The 19,822-nt window shown below is 74.9% G+C and carries 18 protein-coding genes; 4 read left to right on the plus strand and 14 right to left on the minus strand.

What is annotated here, in order from left to right; genetic code table 11:
• Positions 1-1,044, minus strand: a complete 1,044-nt coding sequence (zapE, locus tag C1N80_RS12005) for a cell division protein ZapE (protein ID WP_137770977.1) — start codon at positions 1,042-1,044, stop codon at positions 1-3.
• A 65-nt stretch (positions 1,045-1,109) separates the two neighbouring features.
• Here zapE and C1N80_RS12010 point away from each other — a divergent pair, with 65 nt between their 5' ends.
• Positions 1,110-1,862 (plus strand): dihydrofolate reductase family protein, encoded by a 753-nt coding sequence (locus C1N80_RS12010; RefSeq protein ID WP_240811115.1) that lies wholly within the window; start codon positions 1,110-1,112, stop codon positions 1,860-1,862.
• Positions 1,863-1,881: 19 nt separating this feature from the next.
• On the opposite strand, the gene C1N80_RS12015 is transcribed toward C1N80_RS12010, so the two are convergent.
• Complete coding sequence (locus tag C1N80_RS12015; protein ID WP_137770978.1) at positions 1,882-3,237, minus strand: S9 family peptidase; 1,356 nt, start codon at positions 3,235-3,237, stop codon at positions 1,882-1,884.
• A 170-nt stretch (positions 3,238-3,407) separates the two neighbouring features.
• Here C1N80_RS12015 and msrB point away from each other — a divergent pair, with 170 nt between their 5' ends.
• The 3 genes from msrB to C1N80_RS12030 all read left to right on the plus strand — a co-directional run bounded on the left by msrB (position 3,408) and on the right by C1N80_RS12030 (position 5,859).
• Complete coding sequence (msrB, locus tag C1N80_RS12020; protein ID WP_137770979.1) at positions 3,408-3,845, plus strand: peptide-methionine (R)-S-oxide reductase MsrB; 438 nt, start codon at positions 3,408-3,410, stop codon at positions 3,843-3,845.
• A gap of 140 nt (positions 3,846-3,985) precedes the next feature.
• Complete coding sequence (locus C1N80_RS12025) at positions 3,986-4,612, plus strand: DUF3000 domain-containing protein (protein ID WP_137770980.1); 627 nt, start codon at positions 3,986-3,988, stop codon at positions 4,610-4,612.
• On the plus strand, positions 4,612-5,859 hold the full coding sequence (locus C1N80_RS12030) for an HRDC domain-containing protein (protein WP_137770981.1): 1,248 nt from the start codon (positions 4,612-4,614) through the stop codon (positions 5,857-5,859). The genes C1N80_RS12025 and C1N80_RS12030 overlap by 1 nt, the downstream gene beginning before the upstream one ends.
• Before the next feature lie 13 nt (positions 5,860-5,872).
• On the opposite strand, the gene C1N80_RS12035 is transcribed toward C1N80_RS12030, so the two are convergent.
• From C1N80_RS12035 to C1N80_RS12090, 12 genes are all read right to left on the minus strand, one after another.
• Positions 5,873-6,517, minus strand: a complete 645-nt coding sequence (locus tag C1N80_RS12035) for an NUDIX hydrolase (protein WP_137770982.1) — start codon at positions 6,515-6,517, stop codon at positions 5,873-5,875.
• Positions 6,510-8,255, minus strand: a complete 1,746-nt coding sequence (locus C1N80_RS12040) for a CTP synthase (protein WP_240811308.1) — start codon at positions 8,253-8,255, stop codon at positions 6,510-6,512. Before C1N80_RS12040 ends, C1N80_RS12035 begins: the two co-directional genes overlap by 8 nt.
• Positions 8,256-8,320: 65 nt before the next feature.
• Positions 8,321-9,406 carry a glycosyltransferase gene (locus C1N80_RS12045; RefSeq protein WP_137770984.1) on the minus strand — a complete coding sequence of 362 codons (1,086 nt, stop codon included), beginning with the start codon at positions 9,404-9,406 and terminating at the stop codon, positions 8,321-8,323.
• Positions 9,403-11,184, minus strand: coding sequence for a murein biosynthesis integral membrane protein MurJ (murJ, locus tag C1N80_RS12050; protein WP_137770985.1), 1,782 nt, complete (start codon positions 11,182-11,184; stop codon positions 9,403-9,405). The genes C1N80_RS12045 and murJ overlap by 4 nt, the downstream gene beginning before the upstream one ends.
• Positions 11,181-11,984: a hypothetical protein gene (locus C1N80_RS12055; RefSeq protein WP_137770986.1), complete on the minus strand. Its 804-nt coding sequence runs from the start codon at positions 11,982-11,984 to the stop codon at positions 11,181-11,183. Before C1N80_RS12055 ends, murJ begins: the two co-directional genes overlap by 4 nt.
• Positions 11,981-13,021 carry a copper transporter gene (locus C1N80_RS12060; RefSeq protein ID WP_137770987.1) on the minus strand — a complete coding sequence of 347 codons (1,041 nt, stop codon included), beginning with the start codon at positions 13,019-13,021 and terminating at the stop codon, positions 11,981-11,983. Before C1N80_RS12060 ends, C1N80_RS12055 begins: the two co-directional genes overlap by 4 nt.
• A gap of 15 nt (positions 13,022-13,036) precedes the next feature.
• Complete coding sequence (steA, locus tag C1N80_RS12065; RefSeq protein ID WP_137770988.1) at positions 13,037-14,206, minus strand: putative cytokinetic ring protein SteA; 1,170 nt, start codon at positions 14,204-14,206, stop codon at positions 13,037-13,039.
• Positions 14,203-15,918 carry a DNA repair protein RecN gene (recN, locus tag C1N80_RS12070; protein ID WP_137770989.1) on the minus strand — a complete coding sequence of 572 codons (1,716 nt, stop codon included), beginning with the start codon at positions 15,916-15,918 and terminating at the stop codon, positions 14,203-14,205. The genes steA and recN overlap by 4 nt, the downstream gene beginning before the upstream one ends.
• Positions 15,919-15,932: 14 nt before the next feature.
• Positions 15,933-16,877 carry an NAD kinase gene (locus tag C1N80_RS12075; RefSeq protein ID WP_137770990.1) on the minus strand — a complete coding sequence of 315 codons (945 nt, stop codon included), beginning with the start codon at positions 16,875-16,877 and terminating at the stop codon, positions 15,933-15,935.
• A complete protein-coding gene (locus C1N80_RS12080; RefSeq protein ID WP_137770991.1) occupies positions 16,874-17,758 on the minus strand; it encodes a TlyA family RNA methyltransferase in 885 nt (294 codons plus the stop codon). Before C1N80_RS12080 ends, C1N80_RS12075 begins: the two co-directional genes overlap by 4 nt.
• A complete protein-coding gene (locus tag C1N80_RS12085) occupies positions 17,755-18,777 on the minus strand; it encodes an HAD-IIA family hydrolase (protein ID WP_137770992.1) in 1,023 nt (340 codons plus the stop codon). Before C1N80_RS12085 ends, C1N80_RS12080 begins: the two co-directional genes overlap by 4 nt.
• The gene (locus C1N80_RS12090) at positions 18,774-19,814 is read right to left on the minus strand and encodes a hypothetical protein (RefSeq protein WP_240811116.1); all 1,041 of its coding nucleotides are present in this window, start codon (positions 19,812-19,814) and stop codon (positions 18,774-18,776) included. The genes C1N80_RS12085 and C1N80_RS12090 overlap by 4 nt, the downstream gene beginning before the upstream one ends.
• Positions 19,815-19,822 lie beyond the last annotated feature (8 nt).

Below are 19,822 nucleotides of genomic sequence, written 5' to 3' on the forward strand. Positions count from 1 at the left end.
TCAGCGCCCCGCGGGCTCCTCGGCGAGCGCGAGCCCGTCGTGGGCGAGCGAGGCGAGCCGCGAGAGCGAGCGGTAGTACTTCTTGCGGTAACCGCTGCGCAGCAGCTCCTCGGTGAACAGGGTCGGCACCACGGCGGCGTCGTCCTCCGCGGAGACCAGCATCGGCACCTCGCGGTCGTAGAGCCGGTCCACGAGCACGACGAAGCGCAGCGCATGGTGGTGGTGGCTGAGCACGCGCAGCCCGGTCACGTGCGCCGCGGTCACCTCGTCGATGAGGGCGCCGTAGCGGGAGGGGTGCAGGGTCGCGAGGTGGTCGAGCAGGCCCTCGAAGGAGTCGAGGGTCGCTCCCTCCTGCGCGGCGGCGTGCTCGCGCACCCGCTCGGTGGGGAGCGCCGAGATCTCCCGGATCCCGTCCCGGCGCCGGTAGTCCTCGCCGTCGATGCGCATGACGTCGAAGCGCTCGGACATGGAGCGGATCTCGCGCAGGAAGTCCTGGGCGGCGAAGCGTCCCTCGCCGAGCGCCTCCGGCAGGGTGTTCGAGGTCGCCGCGACGGCGACGCCCCGGTCGGAGAGCTCACGGATCAGACGGGTCATGAGCAGCGTGTCGCCGGGGTCGTCGAGCTCGAACTCGTCGATGCACACCAGGACGCTCTCGCCCAGCAGGTCCACGGCCCGCTGGAAGCCGAGCGCCCCCACGAGGTCCGTGTACTCCACGAAGGTCCCGTAGACCCGCTTGCCGGGCACGGCGTGGAAGAGGGACGTCAGCAGGTGGGTCTTGCCCACGCCGAAGCCGCCGTCGAGGTAGATGCCGCGCGCCTCGGTGCTCTGCCGGCGCAGCCGCGAGAGCAGACCGGCCTTCCGCGGGCGGGAGAGCTCTGCGGCGAAGGCCGTGATCCGCTCCTTGGCCTGCTGCTGGGAGGGGTGCTCGGGGTCCGGGCGATAGGTCTCCAGCCGCGCCTGCGCGAACCGGGGCGGCGGCACCAGGTCCGCGAGGAGGCGGTCCAGGGTGGGCTCGGGGCGGCGGTCGGCGAGGGCAGCGGTCACGCGGGCCAGTGTAGAGGCGCGCGGGGCCTGTCCCGGTCCACGGGGAGGTGCGGGATGATCGGGGCATGAGCTCCCTGCAGCTGGTCCGGCGCGACGGCGCCCTCCTCCCCCGCCCCCTCCGGATCGACGACGATGCCGCCGGGGCGCGCGCGCTCGCCGAGCTGTACGCGCCGCCCGCCGGCCGCACGAGCGTGCGCGCCATGATGAACACGACGATCGACGGCTCCGTGACCGGGGCCGACGGCACGAGCGGCCCGCTGCGCAATCCCGACGACTCGCTCGTCTTCGGCGTGCTGCGCGCCCTCGCGGACGTCGTGCTCGTGGGCGCGGGGACCGTGCGGGCCGAGGACTACACGCACCCGGCCGAGGACGCGCACCTCACCGGCGGGGACCACCGACCGGGCGGTGCGCGCACCCCCGTGCTCGCCGTGCTCTCCACTACCGGTGAGCTCCCGGAGGGTCTGGATGCGCACTGGCCGCTGCTGCTGCTCACCCCGGCGACGGGCCTCGACGCCGCCCGGGAGCGGTCGGGGCTGCCGGCCGAGCAGGTGCTCCCCGCCGCCGGCGCGGTCGAGGCGCTCGACGTGCTCGCCGGGCGCGGCCTCCTCGCGATCCAGGCGGAGGGCGGGCCCGGCACCCTGGGCACGCTCGCCGCCGCGGGTCGGCTCGACGAGCTGTGCTTCTCGGTCACGGCGCGCACGGTGGGAGGGAGCTCCCCGCACGTGATCGACGGGGCGCCCCGTGATCAGCGCTGGACGCTGGACTCGCTGCTGCTCGGCGAGGAGGCGATGATCCCGCGCTGGCGGCGACGGGGCTGATACCGCCTTCCGGGACCGCTCAGACCCGCGTGCCGACCGACTGCGGCAGCGGCGGCGAGGCGGGGTCCCGCAGCGGGAGCTCGAGCGCGCCGACGTCGACCCCGAGATCGAGCGTGTCCACGAGGAACTCGGCGAGGATCCGCTCCCAGCGGCCGGGGTCCCGGTTCCACTCGCGGGTGTGGGACGCGCCCTCGAAGGGCTCGAAGCGCACGAGGTCCGGGAGCAGCGCGGCGAGCCGGCGGCTGGGGGCCGGCGGCACCGTCGCGTCGTCCAGCGCATGGAAGAGCAGCGTGGGATGGCGCAGGGTGCGGCCGTAGAAGTCGGGGGTCATCTCGGCGAGCGCGAGCGGCTCGTGGAGGCGCACGATGCGCGCGCCCCGGTTCGAGGTCATCATCCACAGCGCGAGCCGGCGCATGGGGCGCGGGGCCTTGAGCGCCGTCGCGTGGTAGATGAGGATGTCCTGCCAGTCCACGGCCGGGGAGTCGAGCACGAGCGCCGCGATCGCCTCGCGGTGCGCGGAGCGCACGGAAGTGCGCAGGACGATGCCGCCGCCCATCGAGAAGCCCAAGAGCACGATGCGCCGGGCACCGTTCGCGAGCGCGTACTCGATCGCCGCCTCGGTGTCCTCCCACTCGTCCGAGCCGAGGTGGTACATGCTGTCGGCGGAGGCCGGGCCGCCGGCGTCGTTGCGGTAGGTGATCGCGAGCGTCGTGATCCCCAGGCGGTGCAGGAGCGGGATGCTGCGCAGCGCCTCGCCGCGGGTCGAGCCGTGGCCGTGCACGAAGATCGCCCAGGTGTCGGCGTTGCCCGGGGCGGAGCCCGCCGCCTCGTCCGGCCGCACCAGCCACGCCGGCATGTACCCGACCGGCGAGTCGACCTGGACGTCCTCGGTGGGCAGGCCGTGGGCCGTCCACGGGGTGCCCGCCCAGAAGAAGCCGTTGACGTTGGTGCGGGCGACCTGGAGCGGGGCGTCCGTGTCCCTCGCGAGCACGGGACGGGCGACGGTGCGCGGCGTCGGGCGTCCCTCCACGGGGCCCAGCCGGAGGTGCACGCCGCCCCCGCCCTGGCGCAGGGCGAGGTACCCGGCCCGGCGCGACTCCGAGGACTCGTCGAGGTGGACACGGTCCGGGAAGACGGCACGGACCGCGAGATCGGGCCGCTGGCGGATCCCCATCTGGGGCACGAGCGGGAGGCGCGCCATGACGCGCGCGCCGAGGGCGAGCAGCCCGGCGCTGAGGGCGAAGGCCCCGGCGGCGCCGATCCCTCCGACGACGGCGGCGTCCGCCCACCGGATCTGCGGGAGCAGGGAGGTGCGACGCTCCTGGGGGGCCTGCTCGCGGCGGCGGAGGGTGGTCCCGGAGGTGTCGCGGCTCATGCCCAGCAGTCTAGACATCGGCCTAGGATCGAGTCAGGGCGCCCGCTGGGAGCGATCGGCCCCGAGCTGCACGTCCCCGACGTCGTGTGCACGGCCGGTCCCGCTCCCCCGGAGCCGCCCCCGGCGCTCCCACCGCCCGCCGCGACCGCTCCCGCAGATCGGAGGACCACGTGTCCCACCAGCCCATCGGATCCCACCCCTATCCCGTGGCCATCAGCCAGGAGGAGTGGCGCGAGCGCCTCGACCCCGCCGCGTACCAGGTGCTGCGCGAGGGCGCCACCGAGCGCCCCTTCACGGGCGAGTACGAGGAAGTCCGCGAGGCCGGCACCTACGCCTGCCGCGCCTGCGGCGCCGAGCTGTTCACCGCCGAGACCCAGTTCGACGCGCACTGCGGATGGCCCGCCTTCTACGCCCCCGCGGACTCCGACGCCGTCGAGCTCCTCGAGGACACGTCGCTGGGCATGCGGCGCGTCGAGGTGCGCTGCGCCCGCTGCGGCTCGCACCTGGGCCACGTCTTCGAGGGCGAGGGCTTCCCCACCCCGACGGACGAGCGGTACTGCATCAACTCGGTGAGCCTCGTCCACTCCGACGACGCCGCCGGCGCCTGAGCCGCATCGGTGCCGGGACCCCGCCTCCGGGCCGGGCCCGGCGCCGCTCCCGTGACCGCCAGCAGGACCGCGGGAGCCGGTTCCCCGGCGGGCGGCGCGCCTGCGTCGTGCGCCCGGTGCGTCCGGATACGCTCCCACGCGTGTCCGTGCATCGATTCCGTCCCGGCGACGACGCCTTCCGCTCCGCCGTCGCGGCGATGACCGCCACCGCGCTGCGCCCCGAGCTGGAATGGCGGGAGATCCCCGCCCCCTCCCGCATGGCGCCCTCCGCGTGGGCGGCGACCGCGGAGATCGTGGTTCACGACGAGGAGCTCGCGAGCGGGCGCCTGGTCATCCTCCACGACCCCGAGGGCCAGGAGGCCTGGGACGGCACGGTGCGCATGGTCGCGCTGGTGCAGGCGCAGCTCGAGCCCGAGTTCGCGATCGAGTCGATGCTCGGCGACGTCGCCTGGTCCTGGGTGACCGAGTCCCTCGAGCTGCACGAGGCCGAGTCCCGAGAGCTGGGCTGCACGGCGACCCGCGTGGTCTCGCAGTCCTACGGCTCCCTCGCCTCGCGTCCGTCGACGGTCGACGTCGAGATGCGCGTCTCGTGGACCCCCGTGGGCGAGGACCTCGCCCCGCACTTCGACGCCTGGACCGCGATGCTCGCCGCCGCGGGGGGCCTGCCGCCCGCCCCGGCGCGCGTCGCACCGATCGCCCCGAGCCACCGGGCGCGCGCACCCCGCTCCCCCGGCTCCCCCAGCACTGCCCCCTCCCCAGGAGAATGATGACCGGTCCCGTCCGCGACCAGACCACCCCGGACCCCGCGGCCGAGGACGTCGAGCGCCCCGCCCCGACCCCGCTCACCGCGCCGCGAGACGGGCTCGTGCCCGTGATCGACCGGATCCAGCCGCTCCTCGCCTGGTGCGAGGCCGCGGCGAGCGCTCCCGACGAGCCCGTCGCGGTGGACGCCGAGCGCGCCTCGAGCTACCGCTACAGCTCGCGCGCCTATCTCGTCCAGCTGCGCACCGAGGCCGCCGGCACGGCGCTCGTCGACCCCCTCGCCTTCACGATGCCCTCGACCCTCCCCACGCTCCTCGCGGAGCGCGAGTGGGTCCTCCATGCGGCGGGCCAGGACCTCCCGAGCCTCGCCGAGCTGGGCCTGCGTCCCGGCTCCCTCTTCGACACCGAGCTCGCCGCCCGCCTGCTGGGCATGGAGCGCGTGGGCCTCGGCGCGGTCGTCGAGGACACCCTCGGTCTCTCGCTGGCCAAGGAGCACTCCGCCGCGGACTGGTCCAAGCGTCCGCTCCCGGAGAGCTGGCTCGTCTACGCGGCGCTCGACGTCGAGGTCCTCGTCGAGGTGCGGGTCGTGCTCGCGGCGCGCCTGCGCGAGGCGGGCAAGGAGCAGTGGGCCCGCGAGGAGTTCGCCCACGAGGCGACCCGGGAGCAGGGCCCCACCCGCTCCTCGACCTGGCGGGGCCTGCACGGCATCGGCGGGCTGCGATCGGCCAAGCAGCTCGCGGCGGCGCGCGCCATGTGGGAGCGTCGCGACGAGATCGCCTCCCGCGAGGACCTCTCCCCCCACCGGGTCATCAAGGACCGCGACATCGTCGCGGCGGCCAAGGAGTCGCCCCGCGGCCGTGAGGCCTTCGACCGCTCGCTGCCCGCGCCGCTGCGCAAGAAGGACACCTGGTGGAAGGCGGCCCGCTCGGGCCTCGACCTCCCCGCCGCGCACCTGCCCGACCGCTCCGAGGCGTCCTATCCCCCGCCCCACAAGCTGTGGTCGAAGAAGTACCCCGAGGTCTGGGAGCGGTACCAGCTGCTGCGCACGGCCGTCAGCGAGCGGGCGGAGGAGCTGCACGTGCCCACCGAGAACCTCCTCCAGCCGGGGGTGCTGCGCACCTGGACCTGGGAGCACGAGACGCCGGGCGACGTCGCCCAGGTCGAGGAGGAGCTGCTCGCCCTCGGCGCGCGGCCATGGCAGGTCGAGCTGGCCGCGCCGGTGATCCGAGGGGCGCTCGTCGAGCGGGCCTGAGCCCGCCCCGGGCTCACCGCCCGGGGCGCTCCATGAAGGGGGCGTCGGCCGGACGCAGGGCGGTGCCCGTCGTCCGCGCCGCCTGCAGGGCGAGCAGCGCCGAGACGGTCGTGCCGTTCGTGATGCGGCCCTCGAGCACGGCGGTGACCGCCTCCGCGAGCGGCACCCAGCGCGTGACGATCTCCGCCTCCTCGTGGGTGCGCTCGTACTCCTGCTCGCTGGCCCGGACGCCGTCGGCGAGGTAGACCCGGATGACCTCGTCGTTCCCGCCGGGGCTGGGGCGCAGGTCCACCAGGGTGGCCAGGGACAGCGGCTCGGTGCCGGTCTCCTCGGCGAGCTCGCGGGCGGCCGCCAGATGCGGCGCCTCGCCGTCGAGGTCGAGCAGTCCGGCCGGGATCTCCCAGAGCTCGTGGCCCACGGGGTGGCGGTACTGACGGATCATGAGCACACGGTCGGCGTCGTCGACCGCGAGCACGGCGACGGCACCGGTGTGCCACACGTACTCGCGGTCGAAGCGGACGCCCGGTGCGAAGTCGATCGTGTCGCGCACCAGGTCCCAGACCATGCCGTCGTGCAGCAGGGTGCGCTCGGCGACGGGTCGGGGGGCGGGCAGGTCCCGCAGCTCCTGCGGGACCTTCCCCTCGTGCTGGTCAGGCATCCTCGGCGTCCGCCGCGGCGTCGTCGATCTCGACGACCGGGTCCACCTCGACCGGGTCGACCTCGAGCAGACGGGTGGCCTTCTGGGCGTCGATCGCCGCGCCGACGAGACCCGCGAACAGCGGGTGCGCCTTGGTGGGACGGGACTTCAGCTCCGGGTGGGCCTGTGTGCCGATGTAGTACGGGTGCTCCTCGACGGGCAGCTCCACGAACTCCACGAGCGAGCGGTCCGCGGAGACGCCGGAGATGCGCAGGCCGGCCTTCTCGATCTCCTCGCGGAAGCCGTTGTTGACCTCGTAGCGGTGGCGGTGGCGCTCGGCGACCCGGGTGGACCCGTAGACGGTCGCCGCGAGCGAGCCCTCGGTGAGCTGGTGGTCGTAGGAGCCCAGGCGCATCGTGCCGCCCAGGTCCCCCTCGCCGGAGACGATGTCCTGCTGCTCCGCCATCGTCGCGATGACCGGGTGGGCGGTCGTCGGGTCGAACTCGGAGGAGTGGGCGTCGGCCCAGCCGAGCTCCGTGCGGGCGTACTCGATGACCATGCACTGCATGCCGAGGCACAGGCCCAGGGCGGGGATGCCGTGGGTGCGGGCGTGGCGCAGGGCGCCGACCTTCCCGTCGACGCCGCGCACGCCGAAGCCGCCGGGGACGACGATCGCGTCGACACCCTTGAGCGCCGCGGCGGCGCCCTCCGCGGTCGCGCAGGAGTCGGACTCGACCCAGCGGATCGCGACCTTGGCGCTGTGGTGGAAGCCGCCCGCGCGCACCGCCTCGGTCACCGAGAGGTAGGCGTCGGGGAGGTCGACGTACTTGCCCACGAGCGCCACCTCGACGGTGTGCACCGGGTGGTGGACGCGCTGGAGCAAGGAGTCCCACTGCGACCAGTCCACGTCGTGGCTGAGCAGGTCGAGACGGCGGATCGCGTAGGCGTCGAGGCCCTCGTCGTGGATGACGTGGGGGATGTCGTAGATCGAGGGGGCGTCCGCGCAGGTGACGACCGCGTCGATGTCGACGTCGCACATGGAGGAGATCTTCGCCTTGACCGAGGTGGGCAGCTGGCGGTCCGCGCGCAGCACGATCGCGTCGGGCTGGATGCCGATCGAGCGCAGCGCGGCGACCGAGTGCTGGGTGGGCTTGGTCTTCAGCTCCTGGGAGGGGCCGATGAAGGGCACGAGCGAGACGTGCACGAAGAACACGTTCTCGCGGCCCAGGTCCTGGCGCACCTGGCGGGCGGCCTCGAGGAACGGCTGGGACTCGATGTCGCCGACGGTGCCGCCGATCTCGGTGATGATGACGTCCACGCCCTCACCGGCCTGCGCGCGCATCGACTCCTTGATCGCGTTCGTGATGTGCGGGATGACCTGCACGGTGTCGCCGAGGTACTCGCCGCGACGCTCCTTGGCGATGACGTTCGAGTAGACCTGGCCCGTGGTCACGTTCGCGTTCGCGCCGAGGTTCTCGTCGAGGAAGCGCTCGTAGTGGCCGATGTCGAGATCGGTCTCGGCGCCGTCCTCGGTCACGAAGACCTCGCCGTGCTGGAACGGGTTCATGGTGCCCGGGTCCACGTTGAGGTACGGGTCGAGCTTCTGCATCTTCACCGCGAGGCCGCGGGAGCGCAGGAGCATGCCGAGCGAGGAGGCGGTCAGGCCCTTCCCGAGGCTGGAGACGACACCCCCGGTCACGAAGATGTGCTTGGAGGTGCCGGGATTCCGGAACGGCTTCGTCGAGGCGCTCTGGCCGATCCTGGGGATCGGTCCGGTACCGGTTCGGGGGGTGTTCACGCTGGTATCTGCCACGGACTGTCAACCTACCATCGGGGATCGCGGGGGGCCAGGACGTCGAGGAGCTGGTCGGTCATGTCACGTGCTCCGGGGAGGGAGCGGGCCCGCTGTCGCGAGGCCTGCTCCCGGTGGCGGCGGACCGCCGGGTCGAGATGCTCCAGGATCGCAGACGCGAGAGCCGGAGCGTCGCCCACGGGCACGAGTGTCGCGGCCTCCTGCGTCACCCAGCGGGTCCCGCCCGCATCCGTCGCGATGATCGCGCGGCCGGCGCGGAGGGCCTCCTGGAGCGCCACCGGCTGCCCCTCCCAGCGCGCCGCGGAGACCACGAGGTCCGCGCCGGCGAGCAGCGCGGGGACGTCCTCACGGCGTCCCAGCAGCTCGACCGGCAGGCGCTCAGCGGCGATCCGCTCGGCGAGCGCCTGCCGCAGCGGCCCGTCGCCGGCGATCCCGACGCGCACCCGCCCCCGGGTGCCGGGATCGCGTTCGAGCGCCGCGACGGCATCCAGGAGGTCCGGGAGCCCCTTCTGCGGAGCGAGGCGGGCGATGACGAGCACGTCGAGCGGACGGGCGGCGCCAGCAGGGTCAGCAGGACGGGCGGGATCGACAGGATCGATGCAACCCGACAGACCTGCCGGAGCCGGGACGACGGCGTGGAGCACCTCGCGCGCCCCGGCGCGGGCTGCCTGCTCGGCGAGATCCGGGGAGACGGCGAGGACGACGTCGGCGCGGCTCGTGAGGATCCGCAGCAGCACCGCCCCCGTGGCGCGCACGGCCGTGCCGCCGACGGTGCGGTTGTGCAGGGTCACGACGAGCCGCACCGGTGCCGCGCCGCGCGCCGGTCCCAGGGAGCGCACGGCGAGCGCCGAGAGGGCGCCGGCCCGCAGCCCGTGCGCGTGCACGGCGATCGGCCCGGTCGATCGGAGCGCGGTCACCTCCCGGCGCAGACCGCGCAGCGCGGCGCCGTCGGCGCGCGGGGAGGGACGCTCCCCGATCAGCGCCGCCGAGGCGTGGACCTCGGCGCCGGCCGCCTCGAGCGCGGCGTGCTCCTGGTCCACGTGCGCGGCGAGCCCGCCGCTCGCCCGCGGGCGCACGAGCAGCACCCGGAGGCTCATGCGGAGGTGTCCTCGTCGGTGCGCTCCCCCACGCCCGTCGCCGTCGCCGCGAGCGGTTCCTCGCCGCCGCGGCGCCGCAGGCGGCGCATCACGGAGCGTGCGAGCAGCGGATCCCCCAGGGCGAGCAGCGGGGCCGCGACCAGGGCGGAGACCAGCGCGGCGAGCACCCCCGACGCGACCGCGCCGAGCGTCCCGGTGCTCGCGGTCACCAGCGCCTTGACGACGAGGAGGCCGGGCGCCGAGGCGACGACCATCGCGAGCGGCGCCACGATCGCCATGCGGCGCAGCTGACGGATCTGGCCGCCGGGGGCGACGAGGTCGCTCACCCGTCCCAGCCCCACCAGGGCGGAGAGCGCCATGCCGCCGGCGATCGAGAGGCCGAAGGCCGTGGCGGCCATGGCGCTCGTGCGCCCCGGGGAGGGCAGCACGAGGATCACGATGAGGAGCGCCGCGACCACCCAGCCCGCGGAACCCACGAGGAGCGCGTCGCGGGCGCGCAGCGCGGCCGAGAGCACGCGGGTGCACTGGGTCGCCACGGCGAAGCCGGGCAGCCCGAGAGCGAGGGCGGCTGTCGCGGAGCCGACGCCGCCGGCGCCGGCGCGGTCCACGAGCCGGAAGAACTGCTCGAGCGCGGGTGCGGCGGCGATGAGGGCCGCGGCGCCGAGCACCGAGGCCGCGATGACGGAGCGGAGCCCGGCGGTCGTGGCGCGGGCGAAGCCGATCGTGTCCCCCACCAGGCGCAGCTCCGACAGCTGCGGGAACCCGGCGGTGACCAGCGGCACCACGAGGATGGCGAAGGGCAGCAGGTACAGCGCCTGGGCGTACTGGAAGACCGGCAGCGTGCCCGTTCCGCCGGCGCGCATCGCGAGCACCATCACGAGTGCGATGACGGCCTGCTGGGCGCCCACCGCCCCGAGACCGGCGGCCCCGAGCCGCAGGGCGCGACGCCCGGTCCCCTCGGGCATGCGCAGCGTGGGGCGCAGTCGCAGTCCCGAGCGGTGGGCGGCCACGGCGACGGGGACGGCCATCGCGGCGACGCCGGCCGTCGTCCCCCAGCCGAGCCAGGCGGCGGCGCCCGAGGAGATCGTGGTGGAGGTCGCGACGGCGGGGACCAGCAGCGCGTAGACCCGGTAGGCGCCCATCACCACGAGCGAGGAGATGAGCGGCATCATCGCCGGCCAGAAGAACCGCCGGCGCGCCTGCAGGTAGGCACCGAGCACCACGGCGACGGCGTACAGCGGGAGCTGCACCGAGAAGATCCGCAGCAGTCGTGCCCCGAGCGCCACGCCGGAGGCGCCGGTGCCGTCGGTCGCGAGCAGGTACCCCGCGATGGGGGTCGCGAACAGGGAGACCAGGACAGCGACCGGGACGGTCAGCAGCAGCGCCCATCCCAGCAGCGCCGAGATGATCGCGTCCGCCCGGCGGGCGCCGTCGGCCCGCTCCGCGGCGACAGCGTCGCTCTCCGCGGCGGCCGGACGGTCCCGCTCGGGGACCAGCCCGGCGACGAGCGGCACGACGACGGCGGCGAGCGCGCCGCCTGCGACGACCTCGAAGAGCACGTTGGGCAGGAGGTTCGCGGTCGAGTAGGCGGTCCCCACGTCCCCGGCGCCGACGCTCGCCCCGAAGACGAGGTAGCGCACGAACCCGGCGATGCGCGCGGCGAGGGTGACGACGAGGATGATCCCCGCGCCGCGCAGGACGGTACGGCCGAGTGAGGCCGCCCCGGGCCCGACGCCCTTCGCGGGCTCGGCCGCGTGCGGCGCAGGCGCGGCGTTCATCGGGTCCCCTCGTCGCCCGGCAGCGGGCGGCGCCCCCAGCGGTCGATCCGGCGCAGCGGCGCCGTGCGATCGATGACCGCGCTGAAGCTGACCTTCTCGCTCGCCGCGGTGAGCGCGACGATGCCGGCGAGCAGGGCCACGCGCGCAGGCGCGGGCAGACGGCGGGCGGCGGCGGCCCCTGTGGCGGCGCCGAGGGCGTTGGCACCGGCGTCGCCGAGCATGCCGCGCTCCCCCAGGTCCGCCGGCAGCGCGGCGAGCCCCGGCAGGAGCGCGGCGAGGGCCAGCGCGGCACCGCTGCGCTCACGAGCCTCCCGCTCCGCGCCGGCGCGAGCGGGCACGGCCGCCAGCAGCGCGGCGGCGGGGAGCACCACCTTGAGCGCCCGCCCCGGGCGGAGGTCGAGCAGGTTGACGAGGTTCGCGGATCCCGCGGCGAGGCCCGCGTCGACGATCAGCCCCACCGGCCGCCGGGGCCCCGGTGCGAGCAGCACCCCGATGCCGGCGACCACGGGGATGCCGATCGCCTTCGCGGCGCCCGTGGTGAGGCGCCCGCGGCGCAGCGCCCCGAGATGGCCGCGCAGGCCCTTCTCGACGGGCAGCCCGGCGCGGCGACGTCGCGGCTCGATGAGGTCGTCGGCGAGGCCGAGCGCCCCGATGGCGCCGATCACGAGGGCGTCCGCGCGCCCGGCGCGGAGGGAGAGCAGGGTCGTCGCGCCGACGACGGCCGCGCCCTCGGCGAGGGTCACGGTGCGGCCCGCGTAGTTCGTGCGCTCGAGCTCCGCGCGGAGCGATCCCCCGGTCATCCCTCTCCCCCGCCGTCGGAGGCGCCGCCGCCCGTGCCGAGCCCCTGCGTCTCCGGGAGCTGCGGGAGGCGGGCGTCCGCGTCGGTCGTGGTGCCGTAGGCGCCGGATCCGCCGCGGGTCTGCTCGACGAGCGCGAGGACGGCGAGGACCGGGCCGTCGGCCTCCTGGAGCCGGTCGGTCGTCGAGAGCGTCGTGAAGCGGGAGTCGCCGCGCACGGTGCGGAGGATGCCGGTGGAGGCGTCGTTCGCGGGGGTGACGGCGGCGACGACGGCCGGGACATCGTCCTCGACCAGCCGGGCGAGCAGGGCCGACTGCGCGGCGAGCTGCCCCTGGGCGCGCTCGGTCGCGGTGGCCTCGTCGTCCGCCTCGACGGTGAACTCGGCCGGGTCCGCGCTCGCGTAGACGACGGCGTCGACCGTGCCGGGGACGCCGTCGGCGAGGGTCACGAGCTGGTGGTCCTGGAGCACCTTCCAGAGCTGCTCGCGCTGCGTGTCGGTGAGCCCTGCGGGGTCGTCGGCGGAGAGCAGGGTGACCACGAGGGTCGCGAGCTGCTCCGAGGAGGTCGGTGCGGTGGCGTCGTCCGCCCCCTGGCTGATCATCGCCCCGGGGGCGATCTCCTCGACCTCCGCGACGGCCTCGTCCCGGGCGTCGCCCTCGGCGGGGTCCCAGAGCGTCGCGCCGAGGGCGACCGGGGAGGTGGTCCCGGCGCCCGCGTCCTCGAGCAGCGTGCCGAGCGCCGAGACGGAGCTGCGGGTGGAGTCGTCGTCGGTGATGACGGCGACGTCCTGGCCGGCGAGGGCACCGGAGACGATCTGGGGTCCCACGCCGCTGATGAAGGAGGAGAGCTGGTCGTTGCTCGCCTCGAGCTCGTCGACCTGGCCGCGCAGGGTGTCCTGCTCGGTGCGGAGCTGCTCGACCTGCCCGGAGAGCTGGTCCCCGAGGGTGTCGCGCAGCGGTCCCGCTCCCAGCACGATCCCCACCGCGAGGGCGAGGAACACGGAGATCAGCGAGACGAGGTGATAACGGAAGTCGATCACGGGACCGGTTCCCTCCTACGGCCCGGCGGGCCGGGGCTCGAACAGCAGGGTGAAGGCGGACAGCAGACCGTCCAGGCGGGCGCCGACGATCTGGAACAGCGCCTGGCCGCCCTCGGTGGACCAGAGGGCGGCGCCCAGGGCGACGAGGCCCGCGAGGGCGAGCAGCACGAGCTGCAGGGTGGAGATGCGCTGGCGGTACAGCCGGGAGACGCCCTTCGCATCGACCAGCTTGGACCCGATCCGCAGCCGCGTGAGGAAGGTGGAGCTCATCCCGGCGCGTCCCTTGTCCAGGAACTCCTCGAGGGTGCCGTGGGTGCCGACGGCGACGATCACGCTCGCGCCCTTCTCGTCGGCCATGAGCATGGCGATGTCCTCGCTCGTGCCGGAGGCGGCGAACACGACCGCGCGGTCCTCGAGGCCGAGCTCGCCCAGCCGCTCGAGGCCGGGAGCGCGGCCGTCGCGGTAGGCGTGGACGACGAGCTCCGCCCCGGAGCGCAGGGCCCGATCGGAGACGGAGTCCATGTCGCCGATGATCATGTCGGGGCGCAGGCCGCTGTCGAGGACCGCGTCCGCACCGCCGTCGACGCCGATGAGCACGGGCCGGTTCTCGCGGATGAATGGCCGGAGGGTCGCGAGGTCCTCCTTGTAGTGGTAGCCGCGCACGACGATCAGCACCGAGCGGCCGTGCAGGGGGGTGCGCACGTCCGGGGCGCCCACGCCGTCCAGCAGCAGGTCCCGCTCACGGAGCATGTACTCCATCGTGTTCTCCGCGAACAGCTCGAGCTGCTCGGAGAGCCCCTCGCGGGCCGCCTCCTGGGCGGCGGCGACGGTCGCCTCGTCCTGGGCCTCGCCGCGGAGGACCACCTCGCCGTCCCGGTGCACGGCGCCGTTCTCGATCGTGATCGCGTCGCCGTCCCGGAGGGTCTCGAAGAGGGCGGGGCCGACGGCGTCGACGAGCACGATGCCCGCCTCGACGAGGATCCGGGGGCCGGCGTTGGGGTAACGCCCCGAGGTGGAGGCCGCGGCGTTGATCACCGCGGCGGGACGACGCTCGACGAGGGCCTCCGCGGCGACGCGGTCGATGTCCTCGTGGTCGATGACGGCGATGTCGCCGGCCTCGAGTCGCTGTGTGAGGTCCTTCGTGCGGCGGCCGAGCCGCGCCGTGCCCGAGACGGCGGGGCTCATCGGGCTCCCGCCCGGGCGTCGTCGAGGAGCTCCTCGGCGTGGGCGAGCGCGAGGTCGGAGTGGTCGTCGCCCGCGAGCATGCGGGCGAGCTCACGGATCCGCTCGCCGCGGTCGAGGACCTCGACGGTCGAGCTCGTGGCGCCCTCCGCGGAGGACTTCACGATCTGCAGGTGGGTGCTCGCATGCGCCGCGACCTGCGGGAGATGGGTGACGACGATGACCTGGGCGTGACGGGCGAGCTGCTGGAGGCGCTGGCCGACGGCGAGCGCGGCCCGGCCGCCGATCCCGGCATCGATCTCGTCGAAGACGAAGACGGGGGCGGCCGTGCGGTCCTCGCGCGAGGAGGCGAGCGCCACCTCGAGAGCGAGCATGACGCGGGAGAGCTCACCGCCGGAGGCCGCGGTGCCCACGGGGCGGGGCGTCGCGCCGGGGTGCGGGGCGAGCAGGATCGCGACGGCATCGCGGCCGTGGGAGCGGTGGGCCTGCTCCGTGACCTCGACCGTGAGGGCGGCGTCCGGCATCTCGAGGAGCCGCAGCTCCTCCTGGACGGCGGCGGAGAGCTCCGCCGCGGCGGCCGTGCGCGCCGCGGTCAGCTCGGTCGCGGCGTCGTCGAGCTCGCTCTCGAGCCGGGTGAGGCGTTCGGAGAGCGAGGCGCGCTCGGCCTCGGCCCCCTCGAAGCGGTCGAGGTCCACGGCGGCGGTGCGGGACGTCTCCAGCAGCGCGGTGACGTCCTCGGCGGGGCCGTCGGGGCCAGGCAGGAGGACGCCGAGATCCCGCACGAGGGCGGTGAGCTCGGCGAGCCGCTCGTTCGCGGCGTCGACCCGCCCGGGGGATGCGTCGATCCCCTCCGCGTACAGGGACAGCTCCGAGGCGAGGTCGGAGATCTCGATGCGGAGCGCGTCGAGGCGCTCGAGCATCGGCTCGAGCGTCCGATCGGTGCGGGCCGCGCGGCCCACGGCCTCCGCGGCGATGTCGACGAGGGCGCCGGCCGAGGGGCCGTCGTCGCCGACGAGGGCGTCGGCGGCGGTCACGCCTGCCCCGCGCAGCTCCTCGGCGCTCCCGAGCCGCTCGAGCTCGGCGCGCAGCTCGTCGTCCTCCCCCGGCTGCGGGTCGGTCGCCTCGATGCGCTCGAGGGCCTCCTGGAGCCGAGCGCCGCGGCGCTCGCGGTCGGCGAGCAGCTCGTCGAGCTCGGTGAGGCGGGCGCGGGCGGCGGAGCGCTCGCCCCAGGCGGCGCGGTGGCGCTCGAGCAGCGGCCCGAGCGCGCCGGACGCGAAGCGGTCCAGCGCCTCGCGCTGCGCATCGGGGTCGCGGAGACGCTGCTGGTCGGACTGGCCGTGGACGGTCACGGCGCTGCCCACGAGATCGGCGAGGGTGCCGATGGGAACGGGGACCCCGCCGAGCTGCGCGCGGGAGCGGCCGTCACGGGTCACGCGGCGCACCACGAGCACCTCGCCGTCCTCGTCCTCGGCGCCGAGGTCGTCGAGCGCCGCGGCGAGACGCTCGTGGCCGGCGAGGGCGAGGGTGCCGTCGACGGTCGAGGCGACCTCGGTGCGGCCGCGGTCGAGCCGGGCGCCGAGCAGCATGGTGAGACCGGTGACGATCATCGTCTTGCCGGCGCCGGTCTCACCGGTCAGGGCGGTGAAGCCGGGTCCGAACTCGAGGGTGGCGTCGTCGATCACGCCGATGTGGCGGATGCGGAGGGTGGACAGCACGCGGCGACCCCGGGTCAGACCTGCCGGCCCACGCGGCCGCGCCAGCCCACGACGGGGAGCTGGAACTTCTCCACGAGGCGGTCGGCGAAGGGGGTGTTCTTCAGGCGCACCAGTCGCACGGAGCGTGGGGAGAGTCGGCCCTCGATGCGCGTCCCCGCATGGATGTCGACCACGCGGCGGCCGTCGAGGGTGAGCACGCCGTCGTCACGGTTGTCGATCGTCATCTCGATCGCGGCCTCGGAGGAGCGGCCCAGCACGAGCGGGCGCGCGAACAGGGCGTGGGCGGCGAGCGGGACGAGCAGGAAGGCGTCCACCTCGGGCCAGACGATCGGTCCGCCGGCGCTGAAGCCGTAGGCGGTGGAGCCGGTGGGGCTGGACAGGAGCACGCCGTCACAGCCGAAGGAGGAGACGGGGCGGCCGTCGATCTCGATGACCACGTAGATCATCTTCTGGCGGTCCGCCTTCTCGAGGCTCGCGTCGTTCAGCGCCCAGTCGGTGTGCAGGACGTGGTCGGCGGAGTCGCGCACGACGATGTCGAGCGTCGCGCGCTCCTCGATCTCGTAATCGACGTCCAGGAGCCGTCGCACGGTCGTGGAGAGCTCGGCGACCTCGCTCTCGGCGAGGAAGCCGACGTGCCCGAGGTTCACGCCGTGCACGGGGACCCCCGCCGCGCGGACCACCTCGAGGGCGCGCAGGATGGTCCCGTCGCCGCCGAGGACGATCCCGAGCTCGACCATGTCCGCCGCGGAGACGGCGTCGACGACGTCGACCTCCTCGGAGTCGAGGATGTCGAGCAGGGTCGGCGGCAGCGCGCTCGCGGGCGCGGAGCGGATCTCGTCGTACTGCTCGTCGATGATCACGGCGCGGACCCCGCGGTTGCCGAGCTCGGCGAGGACGGTGAGCATCGCGGTGAGCGCGGAGGCGCGCCCGGAGTGCACGTAGAGGAGGAACCGTCTCATGCTCGTGGGTCCTCCTGGATGTGCTGCGGGGGCTGATGGCCGGCCGGGCGCCGGGGACCACGGCTCCTCGCGGAGCGGTCCTCGCCGTGCACGGCGTCCCCGATCATGTCATAGGCCTCGGCGTCGAGCCCGCAGGTCGCGCCGGTGCGGCGCAGGTGCAGGAAGTACTCACGGTTGCCGTCCTGCCCGGGGAGGGCGCTCGTGCGGGCAGCGAGCGGTCGCAGCCCTGTGAGCGCGGCCTCACGGGCCACACCGAGCACGGCCTGCTCGCGCGCGGCGGGGTCGCTGACCACGCCCGTGCGCGGGAGCGCCTCCCGCCCCACCTCGAACTGCGGCTTGACCATGAGCAGCAGGTCCCCTCCCTCGCGGACCGCCCCGGCGAGGGCGGCGACGACGGTGCGCAGGGAGATGAAGGATAGATCGGCGACCACGAGGTCGACCTCCCCGCCGATCAGCCCGGGGGTGAGGTCGCGGACGCTCGTCCCGTCCATGACGATCACGCGGTCGTCCGCGCGGACGTGGTCGGCGAGCTGGTCGTGGCCGATGTCCACGGCGACCACGGTCGCGGCCCCGCGTCGCAGCAGCACGTCGCTGAAGCCGCCCGTGGAGGCCCCGGCGTCGAGGCAGCGCAGACCAGCAGGGTCCACTCCGGACTGCTCGAGCGCATGGAGCAGCTTGTGGGCGGCGCGGGAGGCGTACTCGACGCCGTCGGGCACGTCGACGACGGCCAGCTCGGCACCGGAGGGGACTTGCTGGGAGACCTTGGTCGCCGGCGTCCCGCCGATCCGCGCGCGCCCCTCCTCGACGATGCGCCGGGCGTGGGTGCGGGAGCGGGCGAGGCCGGCCGCGAGGAGCGCCCGGTCCAGCCGCTCCCCGCTCACCGCGGGATCGGGCCGAGGACGGTCCCCCGCGCATCCAGGAGGCGGCCCGTCCAGGCGCGGTCGGCGGAGTGCACGGCGAGCAGGGCGAGCACGGCCCGCTGCTGGCGGTCGTCGGCGATGTCGCCGTGGTCCAGGCGGATGTCCCCCTGATCCGTCCAGGTCGCGCCGACGGCGCCGCAGCGCGCGTGGTCGCCCTCGACGACGGGCAGGGCGAACGGGGCGCCGAGGCGCTCGAGGTCCGGCAGCACGTGGGAGGGCCGACGCACCGGATCGGCGCGCAGGGCGTCCTCGAGGCCGTCGACGCCGGTGAGCACGAGCAGCGCGTCGATGCCGGCCCGGTTCGCGCCCTCGATGTCGGTGTCCAGGCGGTCACCGATCACGAGCGGCCGACGCGCGCCGACCTGCTGCGCGGCGACGGTGAACATGCCCGGCTCGGGTTTGCCGGCGACGAGCGGCTCCGCCCCGGTCGCATGGCAGAGCGCCGCGACGAGAGAGCCGTTGCCGGGGGCGAGGCCGCGCTCGGTGGGGAGCGTCGCGTCGACGTTGGTGGCCATCCAGACGGCCCCGCGGCGGATCGCGTAGGCACCCTCGGCGAGGCGGGACCAGCCGAGGTCCGGGCTCCAGCCCTGGATCACGGCGGCGACGTCCTCACGGTCCTCCTCCACGGGGACCATGCCCGCGGCCTCGACCTCGGCCGCGAGGCTCGGCCCGCCGACGACCAGGACCGTCGCGCCGGCGGGGACACGATCGGCGAGCAGCCGCGCTGCCACCTGGGGGGAGGTCACGAACTCCTCGGCCCTGGCGGGAATGCCGACCACGCCGAGGTGGTCGGCGGCCTGCTGGGGGGTGCGGGAGGCGTTGTTCGTCGCGAAGACAACGGGGTGTCCCGCGGCGCGCACGGCCTCGACGGCGTCCCCGCCGTGGGGGATCTGGCGGGCACCGTGCATCAAGGTGCCGTCGAGGTCGAAGAGGAAGGCGTCGTACTGCTCGAGCAGGGAGAGGTCCGGCCTGCGGATCACCGGGCCCCCTCAGCCTGCTCGGCCTGCTCCGCCTCGACCTCGGGGTTCGTCTCCGACCCGGCGTCAGGCGACGTCGCGTCGTCACCGTCGCCGGAGACCGCGGTCTCCGTGTCGGTCCCGTCCTCCGGATCCTCGTCGGCCTCGGGCTCATGGGGCGCGTCGGCATCGGAGTCGGCGTCGTCGGCAGCTGCAGCGCCGTCGGACTCGACCTCATCGATGTCCTCGGACTCGACGGCACCGGCGTCGGCCTCTGCCGGCTCCACGTCCTCCGCCTCGACCTCGGCCTCGGCACGCTCGTGCTCCTCGGCCTCCGCGTCGAAGGCGTCAAGGACGGAGATCTGCTCGTCGTCCTCCCAGGAGGGCTCGGGGGCGACCTCCGGGGCCGGACGGCCCAGGCGCTCCCCCGCATCGGTCAGCCCCTCCGTATCCGCATCGGCGGCGAGGACGAGCCAGCGGTGGGCCTCGTCCCCGCGGCCCGCGGGCTCGAGGAGATCCGCGTAGGCGACCCAGAGCCGCACCTGCCAGCGACCGTTGACCTTATGGCGCAGCGCGGGGATGTCGAGCGTGCGCAGGGCCGTCTCGACGTCGCCGGTGTCCGCGTAGGCACCAGCAACGACGATCATCAGCTCGATCGACGCATCGACACCGAGACCCGCGGCCTCGTCGGAGGCGGCGATGTCGAGGGCCCGCTCGGGCCGGCCCTGGCCGCGCTCGGCGTCCGCGATCATCGGGAGCACATCGGTGCGGCCGGTGATGCGGAGCGAGGTGCGGAGCTCGCGCACGGCCGTGCTGTAGTCGCCGGCCCGGTAGGCCAGGATGCCGTTCATCTCGCGGACGACGCCGACGCGACCGCCCAGACGGGCGGCGAAGCGGGCGTGCTCCTGCGAGACCTCCGGCGCAACCTCCTCGAGCGCGAAGGCGGCGACGAGGTGCTGGGAGACGCGCTCCGCGGTCTCCTTGCTCAGGCCGCGCAGCTCGCCGCGGATCTCCTTGTCGAGCTCCGCGCCGGTGATGCCCTCGGGGATCTCCGGCTCCACGGGGCGCT

Source organism: Brachybacterium sp. SGAir0954 (assembly GCF_005490785.1).
Classification (GTDB): domain Bacteria; phylum Actinomycetota; class Actinomycetes; order Actinomycetales; family Dermabacteraceae; genus Brachybacterium; species Brachybacterium rhamnosum.

Coding starts and splice junctions, on each gene's coding strand:
- steA (WP_137770988.1), bottom strand. CDS start 14,206: ATGAGCCCCGCCGTCTCGGGCACGGCGCGGCTCGGCCGCCGCACGAAG.
- C1N80_RS12030 (WP_137770981.1), top strand. CDS start 4,612: ATGACCGGTCCCGTCCGCGACCAGACCACCCCGGACCCCGCGGCCGAG.
- C1N80_RS12010 (WP_240811115.1), top strand. CDS start 1,110: ATGAGCTCCCTGCAGCTGGTCCGGCGCGACGGCGCCCTCCTCCCCCGC.
- C1N80_RS12055 (WP_137770986.1), bottom strand. CDS start 11,984: ATGACCGGGGGATCGCTCCGCGCGGAGCTCGAGCGCACGAACTACGCG.
- C1N80_RS12075 (WP_137770990.1), bottom strand. CDS start 16,877: ATGAGACGGTTCCTCCTCTACGTGCACTCCGGGCGCGCCTCCGCGCTC.
- C1N80_RS12015 (WP_137770978.1), bottom strand. CDS start 3,237: ATGAGCCGCGACACCTCCGGGACCACCCTCCGCCGCCGCGAGCAGGCC.
- C1N80_RS12045 (WP_137770984.1), bottom strand. CDS start 9,406: ATGAGCCTCCGGGTGCTGCTCGTGCGCCCGCGGGCGAGCGGCGGGCTC.
- murJ (WP_137770985.1), bottom strand. CDS start 11,184: ATGAACGCCGCGCCTGCGCCGCACGCGGCCGAGCCCGCGAAGGGCGTC.
- C1N80_RS12035 (WP_137770982.1), bottom strand. CDS start 6,517: ATGCCTGACCAGCACGAGGGGAAGGTCCCGCAGGAGCTGCGGGACCTG.